Consider the following 24664-nt stretch of genomic DNA (forward strand, 5'->3'; position numbering starts at 1 on the left):
TCAATGACTTCTTCTTAAAACCGCATAGGAAAAGCCCTCGTTTCGAGGGCTTATGTTATTAATTTGAAACTGTACGAGTTTGCGTGTGTTGGCGAGCAAAGACTTGTTTTAGCAAAGGATAGAGAATCGGAACAGCGATGATGGTAACCAAAGCCGAACCAATAGTGCCACCGATTTTAACCACGGCTGTCAAGAAAGCAACTTGGAGATTGAGTCCGCCAACCAGACTGTTGATGAGGGTGTATTTGATGAGGTTGCTGATGATTTTAGTCAAAGCAGCTACGACACCAACGACAATCACATTGCGCGTGGTGTCTTTGGATTGCATTAGTCCTTCAAAAACCAAGTGAAGAACGGCACAGACAATCAAAGATTCTAAAATGGTAATCCAGACTTCTGCAGCGTAGCCATTGAGAACATCAAACAAGCCAAGCCCAACGGCAGCTACCAAGGCGCCTAAGCGTGACCCATAAAGCAAAACGGCGACAACGACTAAGGCATTTCCAAAATGAACGAATTGGGCACCCATAGGGATACGCAAACATTGAACGCTGACAAAGATTAAGGCAGCATAAAGACTGAGTTCGACAAGTTGACGTGTGGTGAGATGTTTCATTCCTTTTCCTCCTTTAAAACCATCAAACGACTCGCTAAATCGCCCAAATAAGGCTCATAGCACAGCCCCCATTTGATATCACGCTCTAGCTCTAAGGTCAGTGACAAGATCTTATCAATGATATCAAGTGCTAATGTGGCAACAGCATCCAAAGATAAACCATGAAAATACCCAGCGGCTAAGATAGCACTTAAAACATCACCCGTCCCAAAGAAATTCTGCGGGTAGGCTTTGACAAAATGATACGAAACACTCGCCTTTTCCCTATCCCAATGAGCCAAACCGATGCTTCCGGCCTCAAAAGACACTCCTGTCAAAATAATATGCTTATTGTTCAAGGGAGTTAGTTGCGTCAACAAGTGCTCGATAGCCTCTTGGTCATAAGCATCACCAAGATAAGGCACATCAGCTAACAAGCAAGCTTCCGTGAGATTGGGCGTGATGATATCAGCCTCTTGGCAAAAAGCACGCATGGCTGCCACAAAACTCTGCTCATACCCAGCATACAACCGTCCATTATCCGCCATAATAGGGTCTACAAAACGCCCTAAACCTTTTTGAGAAGCAAAATCAGCTATTTGTTGCAACTGTTCTGGTGACTTGACGTAGCCTGTCATTAACCCGTCTGCTTGAAAGGGAAGCTGACGCCATTGGCTGAGAAAGCCTGCTGTCGCATCGGTTAAATCGGTGATGCTAATGTTCTCAAAGCCACCCGTATGCGAGGACAAAAGAACGGTTGGCAAGGGAATGACTTCGATTTGGCAGGCTGACAAAATGGGGAGTGCTGCTGATAAAGCAACTTTGCCTAAACCGACAATATCATTCGCCACGATGAGTGATTTGGTAATGTGTGTCATGTGATAAAACCTTTTCATCCCTTCTCCAAAACTTAGAGAGGTTCAAGTGATGATATTATTGTAAGAAAATTCAGTTTATTATACAATAGAAACAATCAAAAACTGTATGGGGACAAAACATGACCAGTAAATACCAAGACATTATGGCTGACATCATTACTCAAATCGAATCTGGTGCCTTAAAAAAAGGGGATAAACTCCCTTCGATTCGTGCCATCAGCCAAAGCTACCAATGCAGCAAGGACACCGTGCAACGAGCCTTATTAGAATTAAAATTCAAACACTACATTTATGCCGTAAATAAAAGTGGCTATTATGTGCTGGAGGGTAAGAGTCAGCATGAGGACCGCCTCAATCTCAGTCTGAGCGACTACAATAACATTGCCTACGAAGATTTTACTGCTTGTTTGACGGAAACCTTGGTAAAGGGGCAAAATTACCTCTTTGACTACTTCGCTCAGCAGCAAGGACTAAAAGCCTTCATTCGCTCGCTCAAACAGTATTTGGAAAAAGGAAATATTTACGCCAAAGAAAGCGACATCTTGGTCACTTCAGGTACCCAACAAGCTCTCTACATTTTATCTCAAGTCCCATTTCCTAATGAGCAAGGTGTCATCCTTTTGGAGCAGCCGACCTATCACCGTATGATTGACTTGGTCGCCTCGCAAAATCTCCCCTACCAGACCATTGACCGTGATTTTAATGGTATTGATTTAGCTCGATTGGAACATCTATTTAAAACGCAGCCCATTAAATGTTTCTACACCATTTCGCGTTTTTCAAATCCTTTGGGCTTGTCCTACACGGCCAGCGAAAAACAAAAAATCGTGGACTTGGCTAAACGCTACAATGTTTACATCATTGAAGATGATTACATGGGCGATTTCACCAAATCCACTGATTTGCCTCTGCATTACTATGATACTTCGGGGCACGTTATTTATTTAAAATCTTTTTCAGCGACTATTTTCCCAGCGCTGCGTCTTGGCACGCTGGTGCTACCGCCAGAACTCATGCCGTCTTTTTTAAAACTCAAAAAACTAATGGACTACGACACCAACCTTATTATGCAAAAGGCGCTGTCTTTGTACTTGGACAATGGCATGTTTGACAAAAACCTCACCTATCTCAGCAAAGTCTTTCAAGAACAAGAGAACAAGTCAACGGAGCTTTTGGCACGTTTTCCAAATATCCTGCATTTTAGCAGTTCATTGCAACATTTGGTTATTGAATTGCCTCAAAACAAGCATTTGGGCGAGCTGAAATTTACCAAACAGGTGGATTATCTCGAAAACAATTACCTAACCCAAGCCCCCAAGCGCTTTATTAAATTGCCTAATAACCAGCATTTGCCAAAAACGTTGAAAATGATTTTGAACTAATAACCTTCTAGTCCACCAAAATGGCCAAGGTTTGATAGGGTTTTAGCGTGATCGTGTCTGATAAAGCCTCTTCAGGGTAATTGCTTAGCAACACGCGCCCTTCTTGGTAAGCTTTTGGCAAGGGCACTTTAACCGTTTTAGCAAAGAAGTTATTGCAAACTAATAGACGTTGCTTGCCGTACTGACGTTCAAAAGCGTAGATGTAAGGATTATCTTGGTAAGCGGACTGATAGCTACCCTCAGCAATGATTGGCAGTATTTTTCTGAGCGCAATCAATTCTTGGTAGAAGGTAAAAATCGGTCCACTTTTTTCTTTGGCAACATTGATGTCACGGTAGGTTTTTCCGACTTGTAACCAAGGTTGACCAGTTGAAAAACCAGCGTTTTCCTCGTCATTCCACTGCATCGGGATACGACTATTGTCCCGTGATTTCGCTTGAACAATGGCAAAGGCTTGGGATTCTGTCTTACCTGCCGAGCGCAAGGCTTGATAAGCATTGATACTCTCTACATCGACGTAGTTAGCCATGCTCTCATAATCAGGGTCCAACATACCAATTTCTTCGCCCATGTAGATGTAAGGCGTCCCGCGAGATAAATGAATCGATGCGGCAAGCATAGTTGCTCCTTCATTGCGGAAATGCTCGACGTCCACAAAACGGTTCAACGCGCGTGGTTGGTCATGATTGTTCCAAAACAGGGCTGACCAGCCGCCACCCTCACTCATCTCTTCACCCCAAGTATGGAACAAGGTTTTGAGTTCTGCAAAATCAAAGGGCTTCAAGGTCCATTTTTGCCCTTGGTCGTAATCCACTTTGAGGTGGTGGAAATTGAAAACCATGTCCAATTCATGACTGTTTGGATTGCTGTATTGAATGCAGTTTGGAATATCCGTGAAACTCATTTCGCCAACTGTCATGCTATCTGAATCTTGTCCAAAAGTGGCTTGATTGAGCATTTTTAGGTAGTCGTGCGCAATCGGACGGTCAGTGTATTCAGGTTTGCCGTCAAATTGGTCATTGTCTTTTAGCACCTCGTCTTTACCAATCAAGTTAATGACATCAAAGCGGAAACATGTCACGCCTTTGTCACGCCAAAAATTTACCACCTTAAACAACTCTTTGCGCACATGAGGGTTGCGCCAATTCAAATCTGCTTGGGTCACATCAAACAAATGCAGGTAATATTTGCCCGTGTCCCCAAAAGGCGCCCAGGCATTGCCGCCGAATTTAGAGGCCCAGTTGGTCGGCTGATCCCGCAAGATAAAGAAATCTTGGTAATAGCGATCTCCCGCCAAAGCTTTTTGAAACCACTCATGCTCCGTCGAACAATGATTCAACACCATATCTAGCATAATATCAATACCGTGTGCCTTGCCTTTTTGAACCAAATCTTCAAAATCAGCCATGCTACCAAACAAGGGATTGACCGCGGTGTAATCTGAAATATCATATCCATTGTCACGCTGAGGGCTTGGATAGAAAGGGTTGAGCCAAATGACATCAACACCCAATTCTTCTAAATAAGGCAATTTGCTTATAATCCCGCGCAAATCGCCGACACCATTGCCTGTCGTGTCCTTATATGATTTTGGATAAATCTGATAAACGACTTTTTTCTTATCAAATACCACTTTTTGCTCCTTTATCACAATTTACTTGCTGTGAAAATCGTTTCCCCATGCGCAATATCACATGGTAATGCTCTTGTCACGTCTGTTTGGAAATCGTTTTGATTGGTTACAATAACAGGCGTTGTAACAGGGTAACCTGCTTCTTGAATCGTTTGAATGTCAAAACGAATTAAGACATCACCTGCCGACACTCGGTCACCTTGTTTCACTTCTGCCGTAAACCCTTTACCATCAAGGCTAACCGTATCCATCCCAATATGCATCAACAATTCTATGCCTTCGTCTGAAATCAGCCCCACCGCGTGTTTGCTTGGGAATAAAACAGACACTACACCGTCAATTGGGGCAACCAATTCCCCTTTGTCAGGTTCAATCACGATACCTTGCCCCATGACACCTTGAGAGAAGACAGGGTCTGGTGATTCGCTCAAGGGTTTTGCCACTCCTGAAAGTGGGCTTTTTACTGTAACAACTGTTCCAGCAGGTGCTTCAGCATCTTTTTTCGCTTCAATAACGGCTTGAACTTGCGATTGTTCGCTGGCTTTCAAATCATCTTCTGTCTTGGTCAAGAAACCTATTTTTCGGAATACTAAGCTCAAGACAAACGGTACCACGACGGCAATAACCATATTGATGGCAAATAAGCTCATGTATTTGGCTTGAATAGATAAAATCCCTGGAAGTCCACCAATACCAATGGCGTTGGCTGTAATGTTAAAGCTTGTACAAAATAGTCCTGCAATACCTGAACCAATCATACCCGCCACAAATGGATAAATGTATTTCAAGCTGACCCCAAAAAGAGCTGGTTCCGTAACACCAAGATAAGCTGAAATAGCTGCTGGTAAGGAAATCTGCGCCTCACGTTCGTCATGACGATTCATCACATAAAAAGCCAAAACTGCTGAACCCTGTGCAATATTTGATAAGGCAATCATTGGCCAAAGCCCTGTGCCACCAGCATCCGCAATCAATTGGGTATCGATAGCGTTGGTCATGTGGTGCAAGCCTGTGATAACGAGTGGGGCATAAAGAGCACCAAAAATTGCTCCAAAGAGCCATTTCACAGGACCTGTCAAACCAGCAAGCACAACAGCTGAAATGCCTTTACCGATGGTCCAACCAACTGGCCCAAGTACTGTATGCGCCAAAATCAAAGCTGGAATCAAAGATAGAAAAGGCACAAAAATCATAGAAACCACTTCTGGAATGTGTCTGCGCCAGAAACGTTCTAGATAAGCCAGAGCCAAACCTGCCAAAAGCGCTGGAATGACTTGAGCTTGATAACCAATCATACGAACGGTGAAAAAACCAAAATCCCAAGTCCAGTTAGCGGCAATATCTGCCGCTGAGGTACTAGCCACACTGTACGCATTTAGCAATTGATTTGGTGAAATCAAACAAATTCCAAGGATAATCCCTAAAATTTGACTGGTTCCCATTTTCCGTGTGACCGACCATACAATCCCCACTGGTAAATAGTGGAAGATAGCCTCACCTGGTAACCACAAGAAAGCATTCACACCTGACCAAAATTGAGAGACTTCAACAATGGTTTTGCCATTTAGGGCTGACCACTGCACCCCTTCTAGGATATTTCGAAAACCTAAAATCAAACCACCAACGATAATCGCTGGAATAATTGGCGTGAAAATCTCTGCCATCATGGCCAAGGCACACTGAAGCCAATTTTGATTGCGTTGCGCTGCTGATTTAGCCGCTTCTTTTGAAACACCTTCAATACCAGAAATCGCTGTAAAATCATTATAAAAAATAGGAACGTCATTTCCAATAATCGCTTGAAATTGACCTGCATTGGTAAAGGTTCCCTTAACAGCAGGGATAGCTTCTAAACGCTTGACATCTGCCTTGCTGTCATCATTTAAAACAAAACGCATCCGAGTAGCACAATGTGTCACTGCCGCAATATTATCCTTCCCGCCGATTGCTTCTAGCATCTCGCGAGCTTCTTTTTCAAATTTTCCCATATCTCTTCGGTAAAACCGACTCCTTCGTTAGTCTATAAATAGTCGCTAGCTTTATTTACAAGGTTATTGTAATCGTTTTCGGTGTTGTATGCAAGTTGTTTGCTTCAAAAAAACCTAAAAATCCCTTGAAAAAAGATAAGTTGTATGGTATTTTAAAAACAAATCTATAAAACTGAGGAGTTTTTCCTAAAGAGCACATGAAAAAATACGAATATATTTTTAAAAAACTCGAACATGATATTAACGCTGGGGTCTATCAAGCTGGGGACTACCTTCCCACTGAAAATGAGTTGACCAAAACCTACCAAGTAAGCCGCGACACCATTCGTAAGGCTTTGGGGCTTTTGGCTGAAGCTGGACTTATCAAGAAAATCCATGGATCAGGCTCCCAAGTGGTCAAAAATGATCCCATTGACTTTCCAGTGTCCAAACTAACCAGCTACAAAGAATTGGTTGATGCCCATCACATCACTTCTAAAACCAATGTTATCAGTATTGATAAACTGATTGTCGATGACACACTGGCTGCTCTCACAGGGTTTCAAAAAAATCACTTGGTTTGGCGGGTCATTCGCCAACGTGTGGTTGACGAGGTTGCTTCGGTGCTTGATATCGATTATTTAGACAAATCTCTCGTGCCTGACATGACACGAGAGATTGCTGAGGTGTCTATTTACGCTTATTTGGAAAAGCAACTGCACCTCAGCATTGCTTATGCGCAAAAAGAAATCACCATTGACCAGCTGACAGACCGTGATAAGCTCTTGCTAGATATTGGTCCTGAACACCATGTTGTGTCCGTCAAATCCAAGGTCTATCTGGCGGACAAGCGCCAATTTCAATTCACCGAAAGCAGACACAAGCTGGAAAAATTCCGTTTTGTTGATTTTGCCACACGGCACCACTGATTTATTAAAAAGAGCAGCAAAAAAGTAGCAAATAACCCTGAAATTGATCTGACCCCCAAAAGTTGGACAAGTAATTATTGAAAGGATTTAGTCTTGTATTGTACAGGGCTGAGTCCTTTTAGTTTTACTTGAATACGTTTGTTATTGTAATAATCTAGGTAATCTATAATGGATTGTTTAAGTTCATCTAGCGATTTGAATGTCTTCTCAAAGCCATAAAACATTTCTGATTTTAAGATACCAAAGAAGGATTCCATCATGTCATTATCTGGGCTATTGCCTTTACGGGACATGAATGGACGAATTCCCTTTTGATTAAGAAATTCATGATAACAGCGCTGGAATAGCAAATTCTGTGACATCTGTATAACATTTTTCATAGGGCTTTGAAGCTTCAAACTGACATTGGATGAGATTATCGGCTTTCTTACCATCTTCACCCTTGTAAGATGAATAGTGAGGTTTGCGGCGAATGCGTGCCGTTACATTCATGAGTTTCATTAAGCGTTGCACTTTTTTGTGGTTGACCAAAAAGCCTTGGTTTCTTAGTTCCAAAGTGATACGACGATAGCCATAATTCGTATAACTTCGTATAATGGTGCATAACTTCGTATAGCATACATTATACGAAGTTATACGAGATATCTAATCTAAATCCTCCTCTAACCATTTCTCTAATTGTCGCTGTTGTTCGCGCATTTTTGCTTCGTCCCTCAAGCGAGCTTCTCTCAACTTTTTTAGAAATGCCACCTCGGTCCGTAGATGCTCATTTTCCTCTCTAAGTCGTTCTAACTCTGTCATTTCTTCCCAAGTTTTCTCCGCTTTACGTCCCATTTTAAAAGATCTCCCTCTTGTTTTCTCAACAATAGCATACCCATTTTTCTTATATTGTGCTAGCCAATTGGAAAGAGTTCCTATGTTAGGAAGAGTATAATCGAGAGAAAAGGACAATTGAGAGCGTCCTTCAAGAAGGACTTGATTGATTATTTCTTGCTTTAGTTCAGGAGAATAATACCTATTCTTACTTTTCTTCACAATCTCAACACCATATCTATGAGTTTAATCATATATTTTAGGTACCACGACATTACATTTTTTCTTAGTTTGTATATTTCCAATTTGTCTTTCGTATAACTTCGTATAATGTATGCTATACGAGTTATTACGTATTCTTACTTTTCTTAACAATCTCAACACCATATCTATGAGTTTAATCATATATTTTAGGTACCAAGACATTCCATTTTTTCTTAGTTTGTATATTTCCAATTTGTCTTCATAAGTTAATTTCATACAAAAAGCACCCCGATCGTTAGATTTTATGTCTAATTTTTGGGGTGCAGTTCAAAAACTTTGCTACTTTTGTTTTGATTAATAATCTGGTCGCAAAACACCTGTGACGGTTTCTTTAGTGGCTTCAATATCACCGTCAATAACAACGTCAATGATACGTTTGGCATCTTCTGGTGGACATGGAACCAATGGCAAGCGTAACGGACCTGTTTCAAAGCCAAGGTAATTAAGCACAGCCTTAACAGGCGCAGGACTTGGGTAAGAGAACAAGGCATTCACTTTCGGAATGAATTGGCGTTGGATGGCAGCCGCTTTTTTAATGTCACTGTTTTCGATAGCTGTCAGCATGTCGTGCATCTCATCACCATTAACGTGAGAAGCAACCGAAATCACACCGTCTGCCCCAAGATTCATGGCATGGAAAGCATCACCGTCTTCACCTGTGTAAACCAAGAAATTCTTAGGTTTGTGTTCAATCAAGTAAGCCATATTGGCTAGGCTGGTACATTCTTTAACCCCAATAATGTTAGGGTGTTCAGCCAAACGCAGCATGGTTTCAGGAGTCATTTCAACCACTACACGACCTGGGATATTGTAGATAATGATTGGCAAATCGCTGGCATCAGCAATGGCTTTAAAATGCTGATACATGCCTTCTTGCGATGGCTTATTGTAATAAGGAACGATGGCTAAACCAGCCGCAAAGCCTCCAAAGACCGCTACTTCACGAGCAAATTCAATGGAGTCGCGCGTGTCGTTTGTTCCGATACCAGCAATCAGTGGCACACGACCGTTGACGATTTTTTGAACTGCTGCAAACAACTCCAACTCTTCATCGTGGGTCAATGTTGGACTTTCTGCTGTTGTTCCTGCTAGTAAAAGTGCATCTGTGTGGTGAGCCAGCAAATGCTCCACCAATTTTGGCAATGCCCCAAAGTTAATAGAACCGTCTGCATTGAAAGGGGTGATCATCGCCGTAATGATTTTAACGTCTTTTAAATCTTCAATAGCCATCCTTATCTCCTATCCTTTTTGTCCTCTAATGTTCCTGTTTGTGTTTGCTTGGCTTATTTTAGTTCAAATTTTAATTCTTTTGTTGGGCGGACAAGACCACGTTCGTGAAGGGTTTCTGCAATTTGAACTGAGTTCCAAGCAGCACCTTTGAGGAGGTTATCTGAAACCACCCACATATGAATACCATTGGCAACATCCAAGTCCTTGCGAATACGACCAACGAAGGTTTCGCGTTTACCAACTGCATTAGCCGCTTGTGGATAAACTTGGTTAGCCACATCATCTTCAAGCACAGCACCTGGGAAGGCTGCGATAGCCGCTTTCACCTCATCAATCGGTGCCACTTCTTTGGTTTCAATGTAAACAGATTCTGAATGTGAATAAAGCACAGGCACACGCACACAAGTCGCAGAAACAGGAAGTTCTGGCTCTTCCATGATTTTCTTAGTTTCTTTGGTCATTTTCATTTCTTCATAAGTGTAATCGTTGTCTGTGAACACATCGATTTGTGCCAAGGCATTAAAGGCAATTGGGAAGTGTTTTTTGTCCCCACCGCATGGCAAAATGTCAGCGCGGAGGTCTTTTGGTTCAACACCGTCGTTCACCACTTCCTTGATTTCACGAAGGGTTTCATTAATAGCCGATTGGCCCGCACCTGAAACAGCTTGGTAAGTTGATACAATAACACGGCTCAAGCCCCATTTTTGGCGAATAGGTTCCAAAGCAACCATCATTTGAATGGTTGAACAGTTTGGGCAGGCAATGATTCCGTTGTGGTCATCTAGCGCGTGCGCATTAACTTCAGGAACAACCAAAGGCACATCTGGATTTTGACGGAAATAAGACGTGTTATCAACGACCACTGCTCCAGCTTTTACCGCATAAGGAGCAAATTTAGCTGACACTGAACCACCTGCTGAGAAAAGAGCAATATCAACGCCTTCAAATGACTCTTCAGTGGTCAATTCAACCGTCACATCCTGCCCCTTGTACTGCAAAACCTTACCAGCAGAACGAGAAGATGACAAAAGACGCACCTTGTCAATCGGGAGTGTTGATTGTTCCAATTGTTGAATCATGCGAGTTCCAACGGCACCTGTGGCACCAACGACAGCGACTGTATAGCCCATTTCAATACCTCTTCCTGTGAAAATAGTTGTAATAGCTATTCTCGAAATTTTCTAAAAATTATAGTGCTTCTATTATACTATTTTTTTAAGCAAAAAGAAAGTTCTCCTTTAAGCAAATTGGCTCCCATTTTTTGAAAATTTACAGGCTATTTTTAGGGATTTTACAAAGGATTCTTCAATTTGCACTAGATAATTCCCTAACAACATGATATAATGTAAGCGTTTAGACGAACAAATAAAGGAGTTCTACTTATGTCTTATAGTCAAAATTATGAAAAATGGTTAAACTTTGAACAACTCCCTGACTATCTTCGTCAGGAATTGCTCCAAATGGATGAAAAAACCAAAGAGGATGCCTTTTACACCAACCTTGAGTTTGGTACGGCTGGTATGCGTGGATACATCGGTGCTGGTACAAACCGCATCAACATCTACGTTGTTCGCCAAGCAACTGAAGGATTGGCAAAATTGATTGAAACAAAAGGCGACGAGGCTAAAAAACGCGGTGTAGCTATTGCTTACGATTCTCGTCACTTCTCACCTGAATTTGCCTTTGAATCAGCACAAGTTTTAGCCCAACACGGCATTAAAAGCTATGTGTTTGAATCATTACGTCCAACCCCTGAATTATCATTTGCCGTTCGTCATTTAGGCACATTTGCTGGTATCATGATTACTGCCAGCCACAACCCTGCACCATTTAACGGTTACAAAGTTTATGGTGAAGACGGTGGGCAAATGCCACCAGCTGATGCTGATGCTTTGACTGACTTTATCCGTACTATTGAAGACCCATTCACCATTGCTTTGGCTGACCTTGAAGAAAGCAAAGCTTCTGGCTTGATTGAAGTTATCGGTGAAGCGGTTGATGCAGAATACCTTAAAGAAGTTAAAGACGTGAACATCAACCAAGACTTAATTGATGAATACGGTAAAGACATGAAGATTGTCTACACACCACTTCACGGTACTGGTGAAATGTTGGCACGTCGTGCCCTTGCTCAAGCTGGTTTTGACTCAGTTCAAGTCGTTGAAGCTCAAGCTGTTCCAGACCCTGATTTTTCTACCGTTAAATCACCAAACCCAGAAAACCAAGAAGCCTTTGCTCTTGCAGAAGAACTTGGCCGCAAGGTCGATGCTGACGTGCTTGTTGCCACTGACCCTGATGCTGATCGTCTTGGTGTTGAAATTCGTCAAGCAGACGGTTCTTACCGCAACCTTTCTGGTAACCAAATCGGTGCTATTATCGCTAAATACATTCTTGAAGCCCACAAATCAGCTGGTACATTACCAGAAAATGCAGCCCTAGCTAAATCAATCGTTTCAACTGAATTGGTGACAAAAATCGCTGAAAGCTACGGTGCAACAATGTTTAACGTCTTGACTGGTTTCAAATTCATCGCTGAGAAAATTCAAGAATTTGAAGAAAAACGCAACCACACTTACATGTTTGGTTTTGAAGAAAGCTTTGGTTATCTTATCAAACCATTTGTACGTGATAAAGATGCTATCCAAGCCGTTCTTATCGTGGCTGAAATTGCCGCTTACTACCGTTCACGTGGTTTGACACTTGCTGATGGTATCGAAGAAATCTACAAAGAATACGGCTACTTCGCTGAAAAAACTATTTCTGTTACCCTTAGCGGTGTTGACGGTGCTGCCGAAATCAAGAAAATCATGGATAAATTCCGCAACAACGCTCCAGTGGCATTCAACGAAACAGCTATTGCCAAAACAGAAGATTTCTTGGCGCAAACAGCTACTACTGCTGACGGTAGCGTGACAGCTTTGACAACGCCACCAAGCAACGTGTTGAAATACACTCTTGCTGATGATTCTTGGATTGCAGTTCGCCCTTCAGGTACAGAACCAAAAATCAAATTCTACATCGCGACAGTTGGAACTGACTTGGCTGATGCAGAAGCTAAAATTGCTAACATCGAAGCTGAAATCAACAACTTCGTCAAATAAGACAAAAGAGAGGAACTTTCTCTCTTTTTTTGTATACAAAATCCCTCGCAGACACCTGCAAGGGTTATTCATTAAGCACCAAAATTGCTAAATAACTGTTTAAAGAAGTTCACGATAGCATTCCACATTCTCACTAAAAAGTTTTGGCTTGATTGTAACGTATCTGCCGCATTAAAGTTCAAATTCATACCTTTATGATTTTGATTGTTCGACAATACTATTTTTAAGTGAAGCTAGGGTTGAACGGAAGCTCTTGCTATTAACCACATCTGATTTTGATAAATTAACCGCGTAATTCACGATGAGGTTGACTTGGTTATTTGAAAGCACATTTTGCAGCTTGTAGTTGCTGAGGGTTTCATCGACAATTTTTTGAATATCTTCTTTAGAAGCCCCTTCGCCTGCGTCTGCTACGGCTGATTTGATATCAGCAAGTGCCACATTTAGCTGGTCGGCACTGTAACCCCTGTTTCCTTCGTTTTCAGAATTGATAGTGGCTAAGGTGTCCAATTCTTCTTGGGCAAGTTCTTTGCTTTCGTCTGAAATCGTTGCCCCATTTTCTTCGAGTGAGTAATAAATACCTGCTAAGGCAGATTCACCAGTTACCGCGATAGGTGACGCCACTTCGATAGAAGCGTGCTCAATGCCTAAGGTTACCGCAGCATTACGGTACATATCCTTGGTCACTTTTGTGATGTTTTCAGGTGTGACAATGTTGACCGTAAGGACTTCAGAAGCGCCTAGTTTTTAGATTTTAACCGAAGAATACAACTGCAAGCTTGGGGCATCCGCGACATTCATAATTTTGGCATAGGCGCTTGTTGAAATGGTTTTGATGTTGGTGTCTTTTGACTCATTGTAATTCAACAAAGCCAAGGTTTGCAAACGCTGCTCATCTGATAAAGAATAGCCTAAAACATATTGCGATTGCACATAGGTTTCATCAATAACATCTTGAACAGATTGTCCAGCAGCCTGCACTTGCACCGCGCCTATCATCGAAGCGATAAGCAGAGCAACTGCCACGAAATACTTTTTGATACTGAACATGATTTATTCCTTTCTTAATTAAACTCCTTTGTTATTATAATATTATAACATTTTTATAATATTTTTTCAAAATGAGGTGGTAATAAAAGCCCTGTAATAAAGGAAAAATCCATAGTAATATGATTTCTGATCTCTATTTACTTTTTAAACGGTAAATGTTTAGGGAAGCTAGTAGCATGATGATAACGTAAATTAACATGATTTACTGGCTATGAACAATCATTTTTTCAGGATTGCTTAGTGATGATGTCAATAAAGACACCAATGACAATCCTACGGCTCCACCGATTTGGTGAACGGTATTAACAACACCAGACGCAGCTCTTGCTTCATCAGCCTTAGTATCGGATACCCCTTCGACAGTCATCGGCCCAAGAACAAGTCCTTGCCCAACCCCAATGAAAACCATCGGAATAGCGACACCTAAAAAGTAGCCATGATGTAAGCCCAAACTAACCCCAATGATATATCCCGTCAAATTCATAACCGTTCCCAAAACAAGAACAAAAACATTTGAAAAACGTTGAGTCAGGCGATTAACAAAAAGTGAAAAGATAAATTGTGTCAATGTCATTGGAATAAAAGCAAAAGCAGCTTGCAGTGGTGAATACCAAAAATAACGCTGAAGTACTTGAGGCATCAAGAAGAAATAAGACATACTAGCACTCATAAAGAAAAAACGAGCAATATACGCACTTGAACGCATTCCATTTCTAAAAAGGCTAAGGGGCATCAACGGTTTTGAATGGTGACTTTCAATCTAAAGAAAAGTCACAAAAGCAAAAACACAAATCACTCCTGACAACCAACGTAAAACATTACCATTAATACTGTAAACAAGACTACTAAAGGTTATTACTGATAAAATAGCACCCCACCAATCCAAAACTAAATCCTTATCTCTTAAAGATTGTGAGATAAATCGTTGCGTCAAGCAAAACATGATAATGCCCACAGGAACATTAATCAAAAAGCCATAACGCCAACTACTGTAACTCGTAATTAGACCACCAATCAGCAAACCAAAACTAGCCCCAAGCTCTGCTGTGACACCATAGTAGGCAATAGCTGGCCCCCTATAGGCATCCATTAAAAGCGCCAAGGTCGTCTGTGCTAAAATGGCAGACCCAATTCTTTGAAACGCTCGCATCACAATAATCATGGTAGAACTTGTTGAAATACCAACTAAAAAGGAAGCAACGGTAAAAATAACAAGCCCTATTTGAAAAATGCGTTTACGTCCGTAAATATCTCCCATTCGTCCGAAAAATAGTAAAAAACCACCAAATGTTAACGCGTAAGCATTGCTAACCCAAGACAATAAAGTAGCAGACATCTGTAAATCTTGGCTAATGTGGACAGTACTAGTAAAGATAATCGAATTATCCAATAAAATCATAAAATAACTAAGCAATACAATTGGTAATACCATACCAAATTTTTGAACTTTTTGAGCCATGTTTCTCCTTTTCAATAAGAAAAGCCATAGCAATATGATTTTCTTAATAAATGCTAAATAGAATAGTTAGCGTAGTTGATAAGGGAATCTCTAAAAACACCAGTAGAGCATCTAGAGCGTCAAATTTATCTTTAATCTACAGTTTATTTCTTGTAAATTTTTGTTTGTGAGTCTTACTCAAGGCTATTTCCCAATTTTTGGGCGCACTAAGCCCATGATTTCAACCCTAGTCGTTTAATCTGTTCAAATCGAAAGATGTTATAGAGGAGATTGGTTAAGGTCACATTTGTCTTTGCCCTATCCATTCCAATCCCTCTAAAGGTACTTCCCTTCATGCTATTTTCAATAAAACCAAAAACATGCTCAACTCGACAACGGACTTTGGCAATATGACGGTTAATGTTCTTGTCTGTATCGGTCAATGGTTTATTTCGGAAAGCACGACGGACGGTATGGTGTTGGCAGTTGTCAGGAACACTTTTCCTCACATAGGCACTATCATCAAATACAGGTTCGTTGGCATCACAAAGAGAAGCTAGAACATTGAAGTCATGTATACTAGCTGTTGTGACGCCATAATCTTTGATTAGCTTTGATTTTCTATCAACACAGACGTGATTTTTATAGCCAAAGTAACGAACACCCCCTTTTTGAGTCCAGCTCCCATCGATATCTTTTTGGCATCGTTTGGCTTTGTTCCAACCTTCTACAGTTTCATGCGCTTTGATTTTCTCATTTTCCTCACGGGAATTGCGCTGCTTAGGACATTCCACAAATGAAGCATCAACTATTTGACCTGTGTGGGCAATCAAACCTTCGTCCGAGAGTTGAGTATAGAACAAGTCGAATAATTCCTTTTCGCGACCTGATTGAGTCAAGCGATCTCGATAAAGCCAGATAGTTTTTGAATCTGGGACATTATCTTCGTGGCAACCAACGAAACGACGAAAGGATAAGCGATCAAGCAATTGATATTCCATAGCATCGTCAGACAAGTTATGTAACCGTTGAAGTAAAAGGACTTTGAACATCATGAGGTAATCAAGGTGAGGACGACCTCCACGACCAATAACTTTATTCTTGCGAGAAAACAATTCTGATAACAAGGGGAGAAAGAGTTGCCAATCCATGACAGCGTCTAGACGTTCCAATGGATTACCTTTTTCAGTGAGTTTTGACAAGATTTTTTCATCATCAGTAAATAAATGCATCGTGTTTAACCTCGTTTATCGAGTTTTATACTTGTATTTCTATTATCTCATTTTATAGGTTTTTTGAGGAGTTTTTAGAGGTGCCCATAAACAAAATACTCATAATTTTTCCTCCAACTAACCTTTAGGAAAGATTGTTTTCAAAATAACCCTCTTTCCTTTTGATACTTAAACTATATACCAAGGCTTTTTATTTGAAAATTACTTCTCTTCTATAGTAGTATACTTGTAACGTATACTTACCAGAAAGGAAAGCATTCATGATTGATGACTACCTTTTAGAAGCCCTTGTTGCTTTTGCCAAATACGGTACGCTCTCTGCCACAGCAGAGCACCTTATGGTCACTTAGCCAACGGTCACACGAGGCATGCAAAAACTCGAAGACTAACTCGGAGTAACTTTATTCAAACGAACTCCTAATCACATTAGCTTAACGGAAACAGGTCAATTAGCTACCAAAGAAGCTGAAAAATTGCTAGAAGCCAAACAGGCCTTTATCGATCATATCCAAGATTTTGAGAAACATTCAGGAAAAATACGATTAGGTTCAGTAGCTCCTGGTCCGCTTTACATTGCTGAAGATGTAGCATCCGAGCATATTAGCATTGATAAAAATTTGCTTTCTGAAGGGGGAATTATTGCTAAATTGCTTTCTCCAGATTATCAACTCATTTTTACACACCAAGAAATTCAAACAGATAACATCGAATCACTTTATGTCGGCACGGAAAGTTTACGTGTTAACAGTGATGCCATGATCGTCCCAGCTAATAAAACCAAAACAACATTTCAAGAAATAGCTGGTTTTAGTTTCGTGGTTCTTCGCGACATTGGTATTTGGCAACAAATTATTGAGGACAATATTCCAAATGCGAAATTTATTTACCAAGATGAAGTTGATGATTTCAATGAAATTAGGCGCTATTCAAGTCTACCTTATTTCACTACCAACATCACGCATCTCACGCGCGAAAAGCAAGTTCACAATCGTCGTTTAGAAATGCCTATTACCGACGAAACAGCACAGATTGATTTTTACCTTGCCTATCTGAAAACGAACAAATCTCAGTTTAAAAAGGAAATTGCTGCCATTCAAACCGTCTGGGAAAATTTGAAATGAGAATGACGAAATATATATAAACAAAGCAGGCACTATCCATTAGTGAGATATATTTTGGTATGGTATACCCTTGGTGCTAATTAATTTCAAAAGACACAAAAAACTACTGCCCAGACTCCTTTAAACATCGGCGTAACGTTAAATTGGTTAACTTTTCTGATGTGTCCCTTCTCGTCTTGCTTTTGTTACAAGCTAAACTGAACATGACATCGCAACGCCATTTCTATAACATCTGCCGCTTCATTGCCAAGCTGTACGCAATCACAGAGTCTCCATTTTTAAAGGATTAGCAGATGTTGGTTACTTTATCAGGTTATATTCTGAACTACGTTATGACACCAATCTCTGTTCATGATATCAAAGCAACCCATGAGCTATTAGAAGCATGCAAACAGTTGCTCATTATCAGCGATTTAGACTATCTAAGTAATGAACTCAAGTAGAGCCTAGGACTGGAAAGGTACTATCTATGGACAAGGTTTTTCGGAACTGTGCCGTCTTTTCGTCTTTTGGGTGTCCAAGACACATCATTAGTTAGAAGACTAGCTTGGATACAGTTAAGACCTGAACAAATCGTTCTTGCTCATAATTCACGTTATTTTTAAATTAACTAGAACCACGAATATAGTATAAAAAATCATTGTTGCTTTTTAACTAGCTATAGGTCTGATGCACTAAATTGTCGTATGAGGAGAGGTTAACTTATATACTAAATTTACTCTTAAAGTAGAAATTCTATTTATCAGAATCGGACTTCGCTATGAATACTCAGATATTTTAGTCAAATGCCAAATACTTGATGCCACTTAATACTTTACCAACAATCACCCCAAAGAAATCGTATATTGAGGAATATATAAAACTAGCTAGCAGTTTTGCTAGCTAGTTTTTGTTAAGTATTTTATCAAACTTTAAAGAAAAGAGTATTTTAGAATCAAACTAGCACATGAAAAGCATCATAAAATTTAGAACAAACTATTGACAATTCTTATAGTTTTTCTTTCCTACGATGGTAACCAAGGTTTTAGGTTAAAAGGACATTTGATTATAAGCATATTGGAAAGCCTTTAGCACGTCCTTTGGAGCTTAGTCATAGGAAACTGAAGCTTCTAGATTGCCCTTGACCACAATACGGTTGGTCGCAGCTTGGTCGGTACACGTCACCAAGGTTACCTCAGATTGCCCAGGACTGTCGTTTAGCACATCTGAGCGGTCAGGTGCTACTGACTCCACTGACGTGATGACATAAGTGTAAATCATTGATTTGTCCGTCAAATAAATCGTCATGCCAGTTTTAGCACGTTCAAGTGGTGAAAAGAGCATTTTAGACGAACCTTCCAATTCAAAAACGTGATGGCTGGCGAGTGCGTAATTATTGACCCCGCCCATAACTTGATTTTTCTTCATCGTCCCAGCGCCGTAAGATAATTCTGTATTGCCCAAGCCTTTAAAAATAGGAAGATTGATGTCTAAATCAGGGATGGCAATCCCACCAATCACAGGCAAATCAACCTGACTCGTCTGATTTTTTAAAACAGACTGCAAACTGATTGGCTCAACCGCTGAAAAATCATAAGTCACGTCTGCCGACTGGTTTTTTTCCAGTGTTTTTTTAGATACTTTTTCGATTTGGTAACGATTTGACTGGCGACCAATCAAAAAATTACAAATAGACTGATTAAAAATCAAGGCTAGACCAACGACGATTAAAACAAAGCAGATAAAGACTTTCAGAGTTGTTTCGAATCTTCTTTTCATATCCTTATAGCCTTATACTTCATCATTTTCTTCTTCGGGATGGACGAGGGTAAAGGTCATGATTTTAGAATCTTGGTCCAATTTCATGACTTTAACGCCCAAGGTTGAACGACCTGTTTGCGAAATATTAGACACACCTGTACGAATGACAACACCTGTATCTGTAATAACCATGATATCCTCGTCACCATTGACAGTTGCTAGACCAGCTAACAGACCATTTTTCTCAGTGATCTTAACAGTCTTAATACCTTTACCACCGCGACCTTTAGTTGGGTATTCAGATGCAGCTGTACGTTTGCCGTAACCCTTCTCTGTAATCACAAGCACTTCTTGGTCATCTGTGATGCGTGAAGTACCCACAACAGCGTCACCCTCACGAAGATTTACCCCACGAACACCTGAAGCTGAGCGGCTCATACTACGAACAGCACTTTCTTTAAAGCGGACACTATAACCAAAACGTGTTCCAATGATGATATCATCATCGCCGCTTGTTCGGATAACATTGATTAACTCATCACCGTCTTTAAGGGTAATAGCCTTCAGACCATTTTGACGAATATGCGCAAATTCAGACTCCTTAGTTCGCTTGATAATCCCATTTCGTGTCACAAAGAAGAAATAATTTTCTTCTGACTCAGCTTGTGTGGCTCTGATGATGGTTTGAACCACTTCGTCTTCGTCCAATTTCAAGAGATTGACAATTGGTAATCCCTTGGCACTGCGACCGTATTCAGGGATTTCATAGCCCTTCAAACGGTAAACACGACCACGATTGGTCATAAAGTAAACGTAATCGTGAGTATTTGTCGATACCAATTCTCGCACAAAGTCATCGTCATTGACACCTGTTCCCTTGACTCCACGACCGCCACGTTTTTGCGCACGGAATTCGTCTTGAGAAAGGCGTTTAACGTAACCATTATCAGACAAGGTGATGAGAACATCGCTTTCTTCAATCAAATCTTCATCGTCTAGTGAAAGCACTTCTCCCACCATCAATTCTGTACGGCGAGGGTCAGCATATTTACGCTTAATCTCGTCCATTTCTTCTTTGATGATCGCAATAATACGCTCTGGTTTGGCTAAAATATCCGACAAATCAGCAATCAAAGCCAACAAATCATCGTATTCATCTTGGATTTTTTCCCTTTCCAAACCAGTCAAACGACGCAAACGCATATCAAGGATAGCTTGACTTTGACGTTCTGACAATTGGAAACGTTCCATCAATTCTTTTTGTGCCAAAACATCGGTTTCGCTATTGCGGATAATGCTAATCACTTCGTCCAAGTGGTCTAAAGCAATCAGCAAGCCTTCCAAGATGTGAGCGCGTTTTTCTGCCTTTGCTTTATCAAATTTTGTGCGGCGAACAATCACATCTTTTTGGTGCTCGATGTAATCAACAATAATCTGTTTGAGTGATAAAATCTTAGGCACACCATTTTCAATCGCCAGCATATTAAAACTATAATTGGTTTGCAAGCTGGTCAATTTAAAAAGATTATTCAAAATCACATTAGCAGAGGCATCACGACGCACTTCAATAACAAAGCGAATACCTTCGCGGCTTGATTCATCACGTACCGCTGTGATTCCTTCGATACGCTTTTCTTGCGTCAAACGCACGATGTGTTCGTGTACCTTAGTTTTATTGACGCCATAAGGGAACTCCGTCACCACGATACGCTCACGACCACTCTTAGTTGTTTCAATCTCTGCACGTGAACGCAGGATAATAGACCCCTTACCTGTTTCATAAGCTTTGTAAATCCCTGAACGTCCCATTACCAAAGCCCCTGTTGGGAAATCTGGTCCAGGCAAGACTTCCATCAATTCACGCGTCGTCACGTTAGGATTATCCATCACCAACTTAACCGCATCAATCGATTCGCCTAAGTTGTGCGGTGGGATATTTGTCGCCATACCGACGGCAATCCCTGTTGCACCATTGACCAACAAATTAGGAAAACGCGATGGTAAGACCAAAGGCTCACGTTCGCTACCATCGTAGTTATCTTGGAAATCAACTGTTTTTTTGTTGATATCACGCAACATCTCTAGCGCAATTTTGCTCATTCGGGCTTCGGTATAACGTTGTGCTGCTGCACCATCACCATCCATTGAACCAAAGTTTCCGTGACCATCAACCAACATATGACGATAGCTCCACCATTGAGCCATTCGAACCATAGCTTCATAAATCGAAGAATCACCATGAGGGTGATATTTACCCATGACATCCCCTGTGATACGAGCTGATTTTTTATGCGGTTTATCAGGCGTTACTCCAAGCTCATTCATTCCATAAAGAATGCGGCGATGAACAGGCTTTAACCCATCGCGAATATCTGGCAGTGCGCGTGCGACAATAACAGACATCGCATAATCGATAAAACTTACTTTCATCTCTGAGGTTAGATTAACGTCAATTAAATTTTTATCCTGCATTAAGGAAAAACTCTCCTCCTCTACTGTAAAACTCTTCTATATTATACCATATTTTTCCTAGAAACGACATGGCTAGCCAAACTTAGATTGACTACACTAAAATAAAATTTCACAAAGTTTTTAGAATAAATTAGTGACATATCTCACGTAACGTGCTAAAATATAAACGTATGAGGCTTTAACCTCAAAAAAAGTTAAGGAGATGTTTAGATAATGACTGCAACTAAACAACACAAAAAAGTTATTCTTGTTGGTGATGGTGCCGTTGGATCATCTTACGCATTTGCGCTTGTAAACCAAGGAATCGCACAAGAACTTGGTATCATCGAAATTCCACAATTTTTCAACAAAGCTGTTGGTGACGCTGAAGATTTGAGCCACGCTCTTGCATTCACTTCACCTAAAAAAATCTACGCTGCTAAATACGAAGACTGTGCAGATGCTGATCTTGTCGTAATTACTGCTGGTGCTCCTCAAAAACCAGGTGAAACTCGTCTTGACCTTGTTGATAAAAACTTGGCTATCAACAAATCTATCGTTACTGAAATCGTTAAATCTGGTTTCAACGGAGTCTTCTTGGTCGCTGCTAACCCAGTTGATATCTTGACTTACTCTACATGGAAATTCTCAGGATTCCCTAAAGAACGCGTTATTGGTTCAGGTACTTCACTTGACACAGCTCGTTTCCGTCAAGCATTGGGTGAAAAACTTGGTGTTGATGCACGTTCAGTACACGCATACATCATGGGTGAACACGGTGACTCTGAATTCGCTGTTTGGTCACATGCTAACGTTGCTGGTGTAAATCTCGAAAACTACCTTAAAGATGTTGAAAACTTCAACGCTGAAGAAGTGGTTGATCTATTTGTAAGCGTACGTGACGCTGCATACTCAATCATCGACAAAAAAGGTGCTACATTCTACGGTATCGCTGTTGCCCTTGCACGTATTACTCAAGCTATTCTTAACGATGAAAATGCCGTTCTTCCAGTTTCTGTATATCAAGACGGTCAATACCCAGGCGTAACTGATTGCTACATTGGTCAACCTGCTATCGTTGGTGCACATGGTATCGTTCGTCCAGTGAACATTCCATTGAACGATGCTGAAACACAAAAAATGCAAGCTTCTGCAGAAGAATTAAAAGCTATCATCGACAAAGCTTTCTCTAAAGAAGAATACGTTGCTGCTTCTAAAAACTAATTAGCTCTAAAGGATGGTAAAAGAGAGTCGAAAGACTCTCTTTTTTCTACCTTAAAATAAAAAATAACAGGAAACTACCACTCCCTGTTATTTTTTTACTCAACACTACTCAGCACTCAACGCTGCCATAATAATGTAGTTATAAGGTTTATTGAAGTGTGGCAAGAAGAACAAATCTGTCAAAGCTAATTTATCAATCGTTACTTGCTCTTGGATAGCCAATGAGAAGAGGTGCAGTGCCAAAGAAATGTCTTTTTTAGACATCAATTGTGCCCCTAGAATTCTGCGAGTCTTTTTATCGTAAACAATCTTCAAGGTTACTTTGGCATTGTCTTTCTCGATAAATTCAGGCTTTTGATTGTCTTTGTATTCCACTTCTGCTGCTTCAAATCCTTTGGCAGCTGCTTTTTCCAAAGTCAAACCAGTTGAAACCATGTCTAAGCCATAAATCGAAATACCGTTTGAACCTTGGACACCGACACCTTCTAATTTATGTCCGCAAGCATTGTGGGCTGCCACAATCCCTGTTCTTACTGCATTCGATGCAAGAGCGATATAATCGATTGTTTGTGTTGCGTTATTGAAAATAGTTGCACAGTCACCAATAGCATAGACGCCGGGAACACTTGTTTCTTGGTATTTATCCACTAGGAAAGCACCGTTTGAGAAGAGTTCCACTTTGCCACCACCTAGAGTAGTATTTGGGCGGAAACCAACAGCAAGGATAACCATATCAACATCGTATTCAGCTTTATCAGTGATGATTTTTTCAACTTTTGTTTGACCCGCAATTTCTTTAACGGCTTCACCAAAGGCTAGTCGAATACCGTGATCTTCCAAATTTTTCGCCATCGCTGCACTAAAATCTGCGTCATAGTAACCTGCCAAGCATGTTTCAGCAACATCGATAAGGGTTACTTCTTTGCCATTACGTTGGAAGGCTTCTGCCAATTCTACACCAATATAACCCGCACCAACAACGGCAACACGTGAAATGTTTTCATGGTGTAATTTATTAATCACATCTTCAGCGTTTTGGTACAATTTCACAAACTGAACATTCTCAAGAGCTGCTTTGAATTCAAGAGAATCTGGGTCCATGTGAACCCCTTTAATCTTAGGAATAATAGGTTGCGAACCTGTCGCAAAAATCAATTTATCGTAGTGTTCTTCATGTGTTTGACCATCTACAATTGCTGTTACCACTTTATTATCATAATCGACAGACTCCACAGGAGAATTCATATAAATGGTAGCACCTAACTCTTCTAGCTCTTTCTTGCTAGAGTAGAATAACCCTTCTGGACCAGAGATCTGCTCTCCAATCCATAGCGCCATACCACAGCCTAAAAATGAAATATTAGAATTTTGATCAAAAACAACAATTTCATTGTTAGCTCCGTAGTTGGTTAACATGGTTTTAATACATGCTGTTCCAGCATGGTTTGCTCCGATAACAACAATTTTACTCATAAGAAAAACCTCTACTGACTAATAGTTTTATCACTATTATTATACCACATAGAAAAAACGCTTACAAGTATTTTGTTTCAAGTTTTCTCCCTATTTCTGAAAATAAAAACACCTCATAATGATATGAGTTTCATGGAAAAAAT

At 40.6% G+C, this 24664-nt stretch carries 15 protein-coding genes and 4 pseudogenes; 6 read left to right on the forward strand and 13 right to left on the reverse strand.

Annotated elements, in window-relative coordinates; translation table 11 throughout:
* Nucleotides 1-58: 58 nt before the first annotated feature.
* Both HFK82_RS03505 and HFK82_RS03510 read right to left on the reverse strand, forming a co-directional pair.
* The gene (locus HFK82_RS03505; RefSeq protein WP_168260821.1) at nt 59-616 is read right to left on the reverse strand and encodes an ECF transporter S component; all 558 of its coding nucleotides are present in this window, start codon (nt 614-616) and stop codon (nt 59-61) included.
* Nucleotides 613-1473, reverse strand: a complete 861-nt coding sequence (locus HFK82_RS03510) for a pyridoxamine kinase (protein ID WP_168261023.1) — start codon at nt 1471-1473, stop codon at nt 613-615. The genes HFK82_RS03505 and HFK82_RS03510 overlap by 4 nt, the downstream gene beginning before the upstream one ends.
* Before the next feature lie 119 nt (nt 1474-1592).
* Here HFK82_RS03510 and HFK82_RS03515 point away from each other — a divergent pair, with 119 nt between their 5' ends.
* Nucleotides 1593-2855, forward strand: coding sequence for an aminotransferase-like domain-containing protein (locus tag HFK82_RS03515; protein ID WP_168260822.1), 1263 nt, complete (start codon nt 1593-1595; stop codon nt 2853-2855).
* A gap of 7 nt (nt 2856-2862) precedes the next feature.
* On the opposite strand, the gene treC is transcribed toward HFK82_RS03515, so the two are convergent.
* Together treC and treP are read right to left on the reverse strand one after the other, a co-directional pair.
* Nucleotides 2863-4488: an alpha,alpha-phosphotrehalase gene (gene treC, locus HFK82_RS03520; RefSeq protein ID WP_168260823.1), complete on the reverse strand. Its 1626-nt coding sequence runs from the start codon at nt 4486-4488 to the stop codon at nt 2863-2865.
* Nucleotides 4489-4502: 14 nt separating this feature from the next.
* Nucleotides 4503-6476: a PTS system trehalose-specific EIIBC component gene (gene treP / locus HFK82_RS03525; protein ID WP_168260824.1), complete on the reverse strand. Its 1974-nt coding sequence runs from the start codon at nt 6474-6476 to the stop codon at nt 4503-4505.
* 197 nt (nt 6477-6673) lie between these two features.
* Here treP and treR point away from each other — a divergent pair, with 197 nt between their 5' ends.
* Nucleotides 6674-7384: a trehalose operon repressor gene (treR, locus tag HFK82_RS03530; RefSeq protein ID WP_154454352.1), complete on the forward strand. Its 711-nt coding sequence runs from the start codon at nt 6674-6676 to the stop codon at nt 7382-7384.
* A gap of 74 nt (nt 7385-7458) precedes the next feature.
* On the opposite strand, the pseudogene HFK82_RS03535 reads toward treR, so the two are convergent.
* From HFK82_RS03535 to HFK82_RS03545, 3 genes and pseudogenes are all read right to left on the reverse strand, one after another.
* Nucleotides 7459-8526: pseudogene (locus HFK82_RS03535) on the reverse strand (IS3 family transposase).
* Nucleotides 8527-8755: 229 nt separating this feature from the next.
* Nucleotides 8756-9691 carry a 4-hydroxy-tetrahydrodipicolinate synthase gene (gene dapA / locus HFK82_RS03540; protein WP_168260825.1) on the reverse strand — a complete coding sequence of 312 codons (936 nt, stop codon included), beginning with the start codon at nt 9689-9691 and terminating at the stop codon, nt 8756-8758.
* A 53-nt stretch (nt 9692-9744) separates the two neighbouring features.
* Nucleotides 9745-10821: an aspartate-semialdehyde dehydrogenase gene (locus HFK82_RS03545; RefSeq protein WP_168260826.1), complete on the reverse strand. Its 1077-nt coding sequence runs from the start codon at nt 10819-10821 to the stop codon at nt 9745-9747.
* A 252-nt stretch (nt 10822-11073) separates the two neighbouring features.
* Between HFK82_RS03545 and HFK82_RS03550 the strand changes: the two genes are divergently transcribed.
* Nucleotides 11074-12792, forward strand: a complete 1719-nt coding sequence (locus HFK82_RS03550; protein ID WP_168260827.1) for a phospho-sugar mutase — start codon at nt 11074-11076, stop codon at nt 12790-12792.
* A gap of 71 nt (nt 12793-12863) precedes the next feature.
* On the opposite strand, the pseudogene HFK82_RS03555 reads toward HFK82_RS03550, so the two are convergent.
* From HFK82_RS03555 to HFK82_RS03565, 3 genes and pseudogenes are all read right to left on the reverse strand, one after another.
* A pseudogene (locus HFK82_RS03555) lies at nt 12864-13842 on the reverse strand (DUF1002 domain-containing protein).
* A 202-nt stretch (nt 13843-14044) separates the two neighbouring features.
* Nucleotides 14045-15301, reverse strand: a pseudogene (locus HFK82_RS09270) (MFS transporter).
* Nucleotides 15302-15507: 206 nt separating this feature from the next.
* Nucleotides 15508-16512 carry an IS5-like element ISSth7 family transposase gene (locus tag HFK82_RS03565; RefSeq protein WP_168260828.1) on the reverse strand — a complete coding sequence of 335 codons (1005 nt, stop codon included), beginning with the start codon at nt 16510-16512 and terminating at the stop codon, nt 15508-15510.
* A 473-nt stretch (nt 16513-16985) separates the two neighbouring features.
* On the opposite strand from HFK82_RS03565, the gene HFK82_RS03570 reads away from it, so the two are divergent.
* Nucleotides 16986-17633 (forward strand): LysR family transcriptional regulator, encoded by a 648-nt coding sequence (locus tag HFK82_RS03570; RefSeq protein WP_240928816.1) that lies wholly within the window; start codon nt 16986-16988, stop codon nt 17631-17633.
* 98 nt (nt 17634-17731) lie between these two features.
* Nucleotides 17732-18238, forward strand: a pseudogene (locus HFK82_RS09275) (IS982 family transposase); the annotation flags it as partial.
* Between the two features lie 481 nt (nt 18239-18719).
* On the opposite strand, the gene HFK82_RS03575 reads toward HFK82_RS09275, so the two are convergent.
* Complete coding sequence (locus HFK82_RS03575) at nt 18720-19391, reverse strand: class A sortase (RefSeq protein ID WP_168260829.1); 672 nt, start codon at nt 19389-19391, stop codon at nt 18720-18722.
* A gap of 12 nt (nt 19392-19403) precedes the next feature.
* On the reverse strand, nt 19404-21845 hold the full coding sequence (gene gyrA, locus HFK82_RS03580; protein WP_168260830.1) for a DNA gyrase subunit A: 2442 nt from the start codon (nt 21843-21845) through the stop codon (nt 19404-19406).
* 213 nt (nt 21846-22058) lie between these two features.
* On the opposite strand from gyrA, the gene HFK82_RS03585 reads away from it, so the two are divergent.
* Entirely contained in the window at nt 22059-23048 is a 990-nt protein-coding gene (locus HFK82_RS03585; RefSeq protein ID WP_168260831.1) for an L-lactate dehydrogenase, read from the forward strand.
* A gap of 105 nt (nt 23049-23153) precedes the next feature.
* On the opposite strand, the gene nox is transcribed toward HFK82_RS03585, so the two are convergent.
* Nucleotides 23154-24521 (reverse strand): H2O-forming NADH oxidase, encoded by a 1368-nt coding sequence (nox, locus tag HFK82_RS03590; RefSeq protein ID WP_168260832.1) that lies wholly within the window; start codon nt 24519-24521, stop codon nt 23154-23156.
* Nucleotides 24522-24664 lie beyond the last annotated feature (143 nt).

Origin of the sequence: Streptococcus alactolyticus (genome assembly GCF_012277075.1) — a bacterium.
GTDB classification, from domain to species: Bacteria; Bacillota; Bacilli; order Lactobacillales; family Streptococcaceae; genus Streptococcus; species Streptococcus alactolyticus.

Excerpts from the sequence above, each read along its gene's own strand:
- HFK82_RS03550 (WP_168260827.1), top strand. The coding sequence starts at position 11,074 with ATGTCTTATAGTCAAAATTATGAAAAATGGTTAAACTTTGAACAACTC.
- HFK82_RS03505 (WP_168260821.1), bottom strand. The coding sequence starts at position 616 with ATGAAACATCTCACCACACGTCAACTTGTCGAACTCAGTCTTTATGCT.
- dapA (WP_168260825.1), bottom strand. The coding sequence starts at position 9,691 with ATGGCTATTGAAGATTTAAAAGACGTTAAAATCATTACGGCGATGATC.
- gyrA (WP_168260830.1), bottom strand. The coding sequence starts at position 21,845 with ATGCAGGATAAAAATTTAATTGACGTTAATCTAACCTCAGAGATGAAA.
- treR (WP_154454352.1), top strand. The coding sequence starts at position 6,674 with ATGAAAAAATACGAATATATTTTTAAAAAACTCGAACATGATATTAAC.
- HFK82_RS03565 (WP_168260828.1), bottom strand. The coding sequence starts at position 16,512 with ATGCATTTATTTACTGATGATGAAAAAATCTTGTCAAAACTCACTGAA.
- HFK82_RS03510 (WP_168261023.1), bottom strand. The coding sequence starts at position 1,473 with ATGACACACATTACCAAATCACTCATCGTGGCGAATGATATTGTCGGT.
- HFK82_RS03545 (WP_168260826.1), bottom strand. The coding sequence starts at position 10,821 with ATGGGCTATACAGTCGCTGTCGTTGGTGCCACAGGTGCCGTTGGAACT.
- HFK82_RS03585 (WP_168260831.1), top strand. The coding sequence starts at position 22,059 with ATGACTGCAACTAAACAACACAAAAAAGTTATTCTTGTTGGTGATGGT.
- nox (WP_168260832.1), bottom strand. The coding sequence starts at position 24,521 with ATGAGTAAAATTGTTGTTATCGGAGCAAACCATGCTGGAACAGCATGT.
- treP (WP_168260824.1), bottom strand. The coding sequence starts at position 6,476 with ATGGGAAAATTTGAAAAAGAAGCTCGCGAGATGCTAGAAGCAATCGGC.
- HFK82_RS03575 (WP_168260829.1), bottom strand. The coding sequence starts at position 19,391 with ATGAAAAGAAGATTCGAAACAACTCTGAAAGTCTTTATCTGCTTTGTT.
- HFK82_RS03515 (WP_168260822.1), top strand. The coding sequence starts at position 1,593 with ATGACCAGTAAATACCAAGACATTATGGCTGACATCATTACTCAAATC.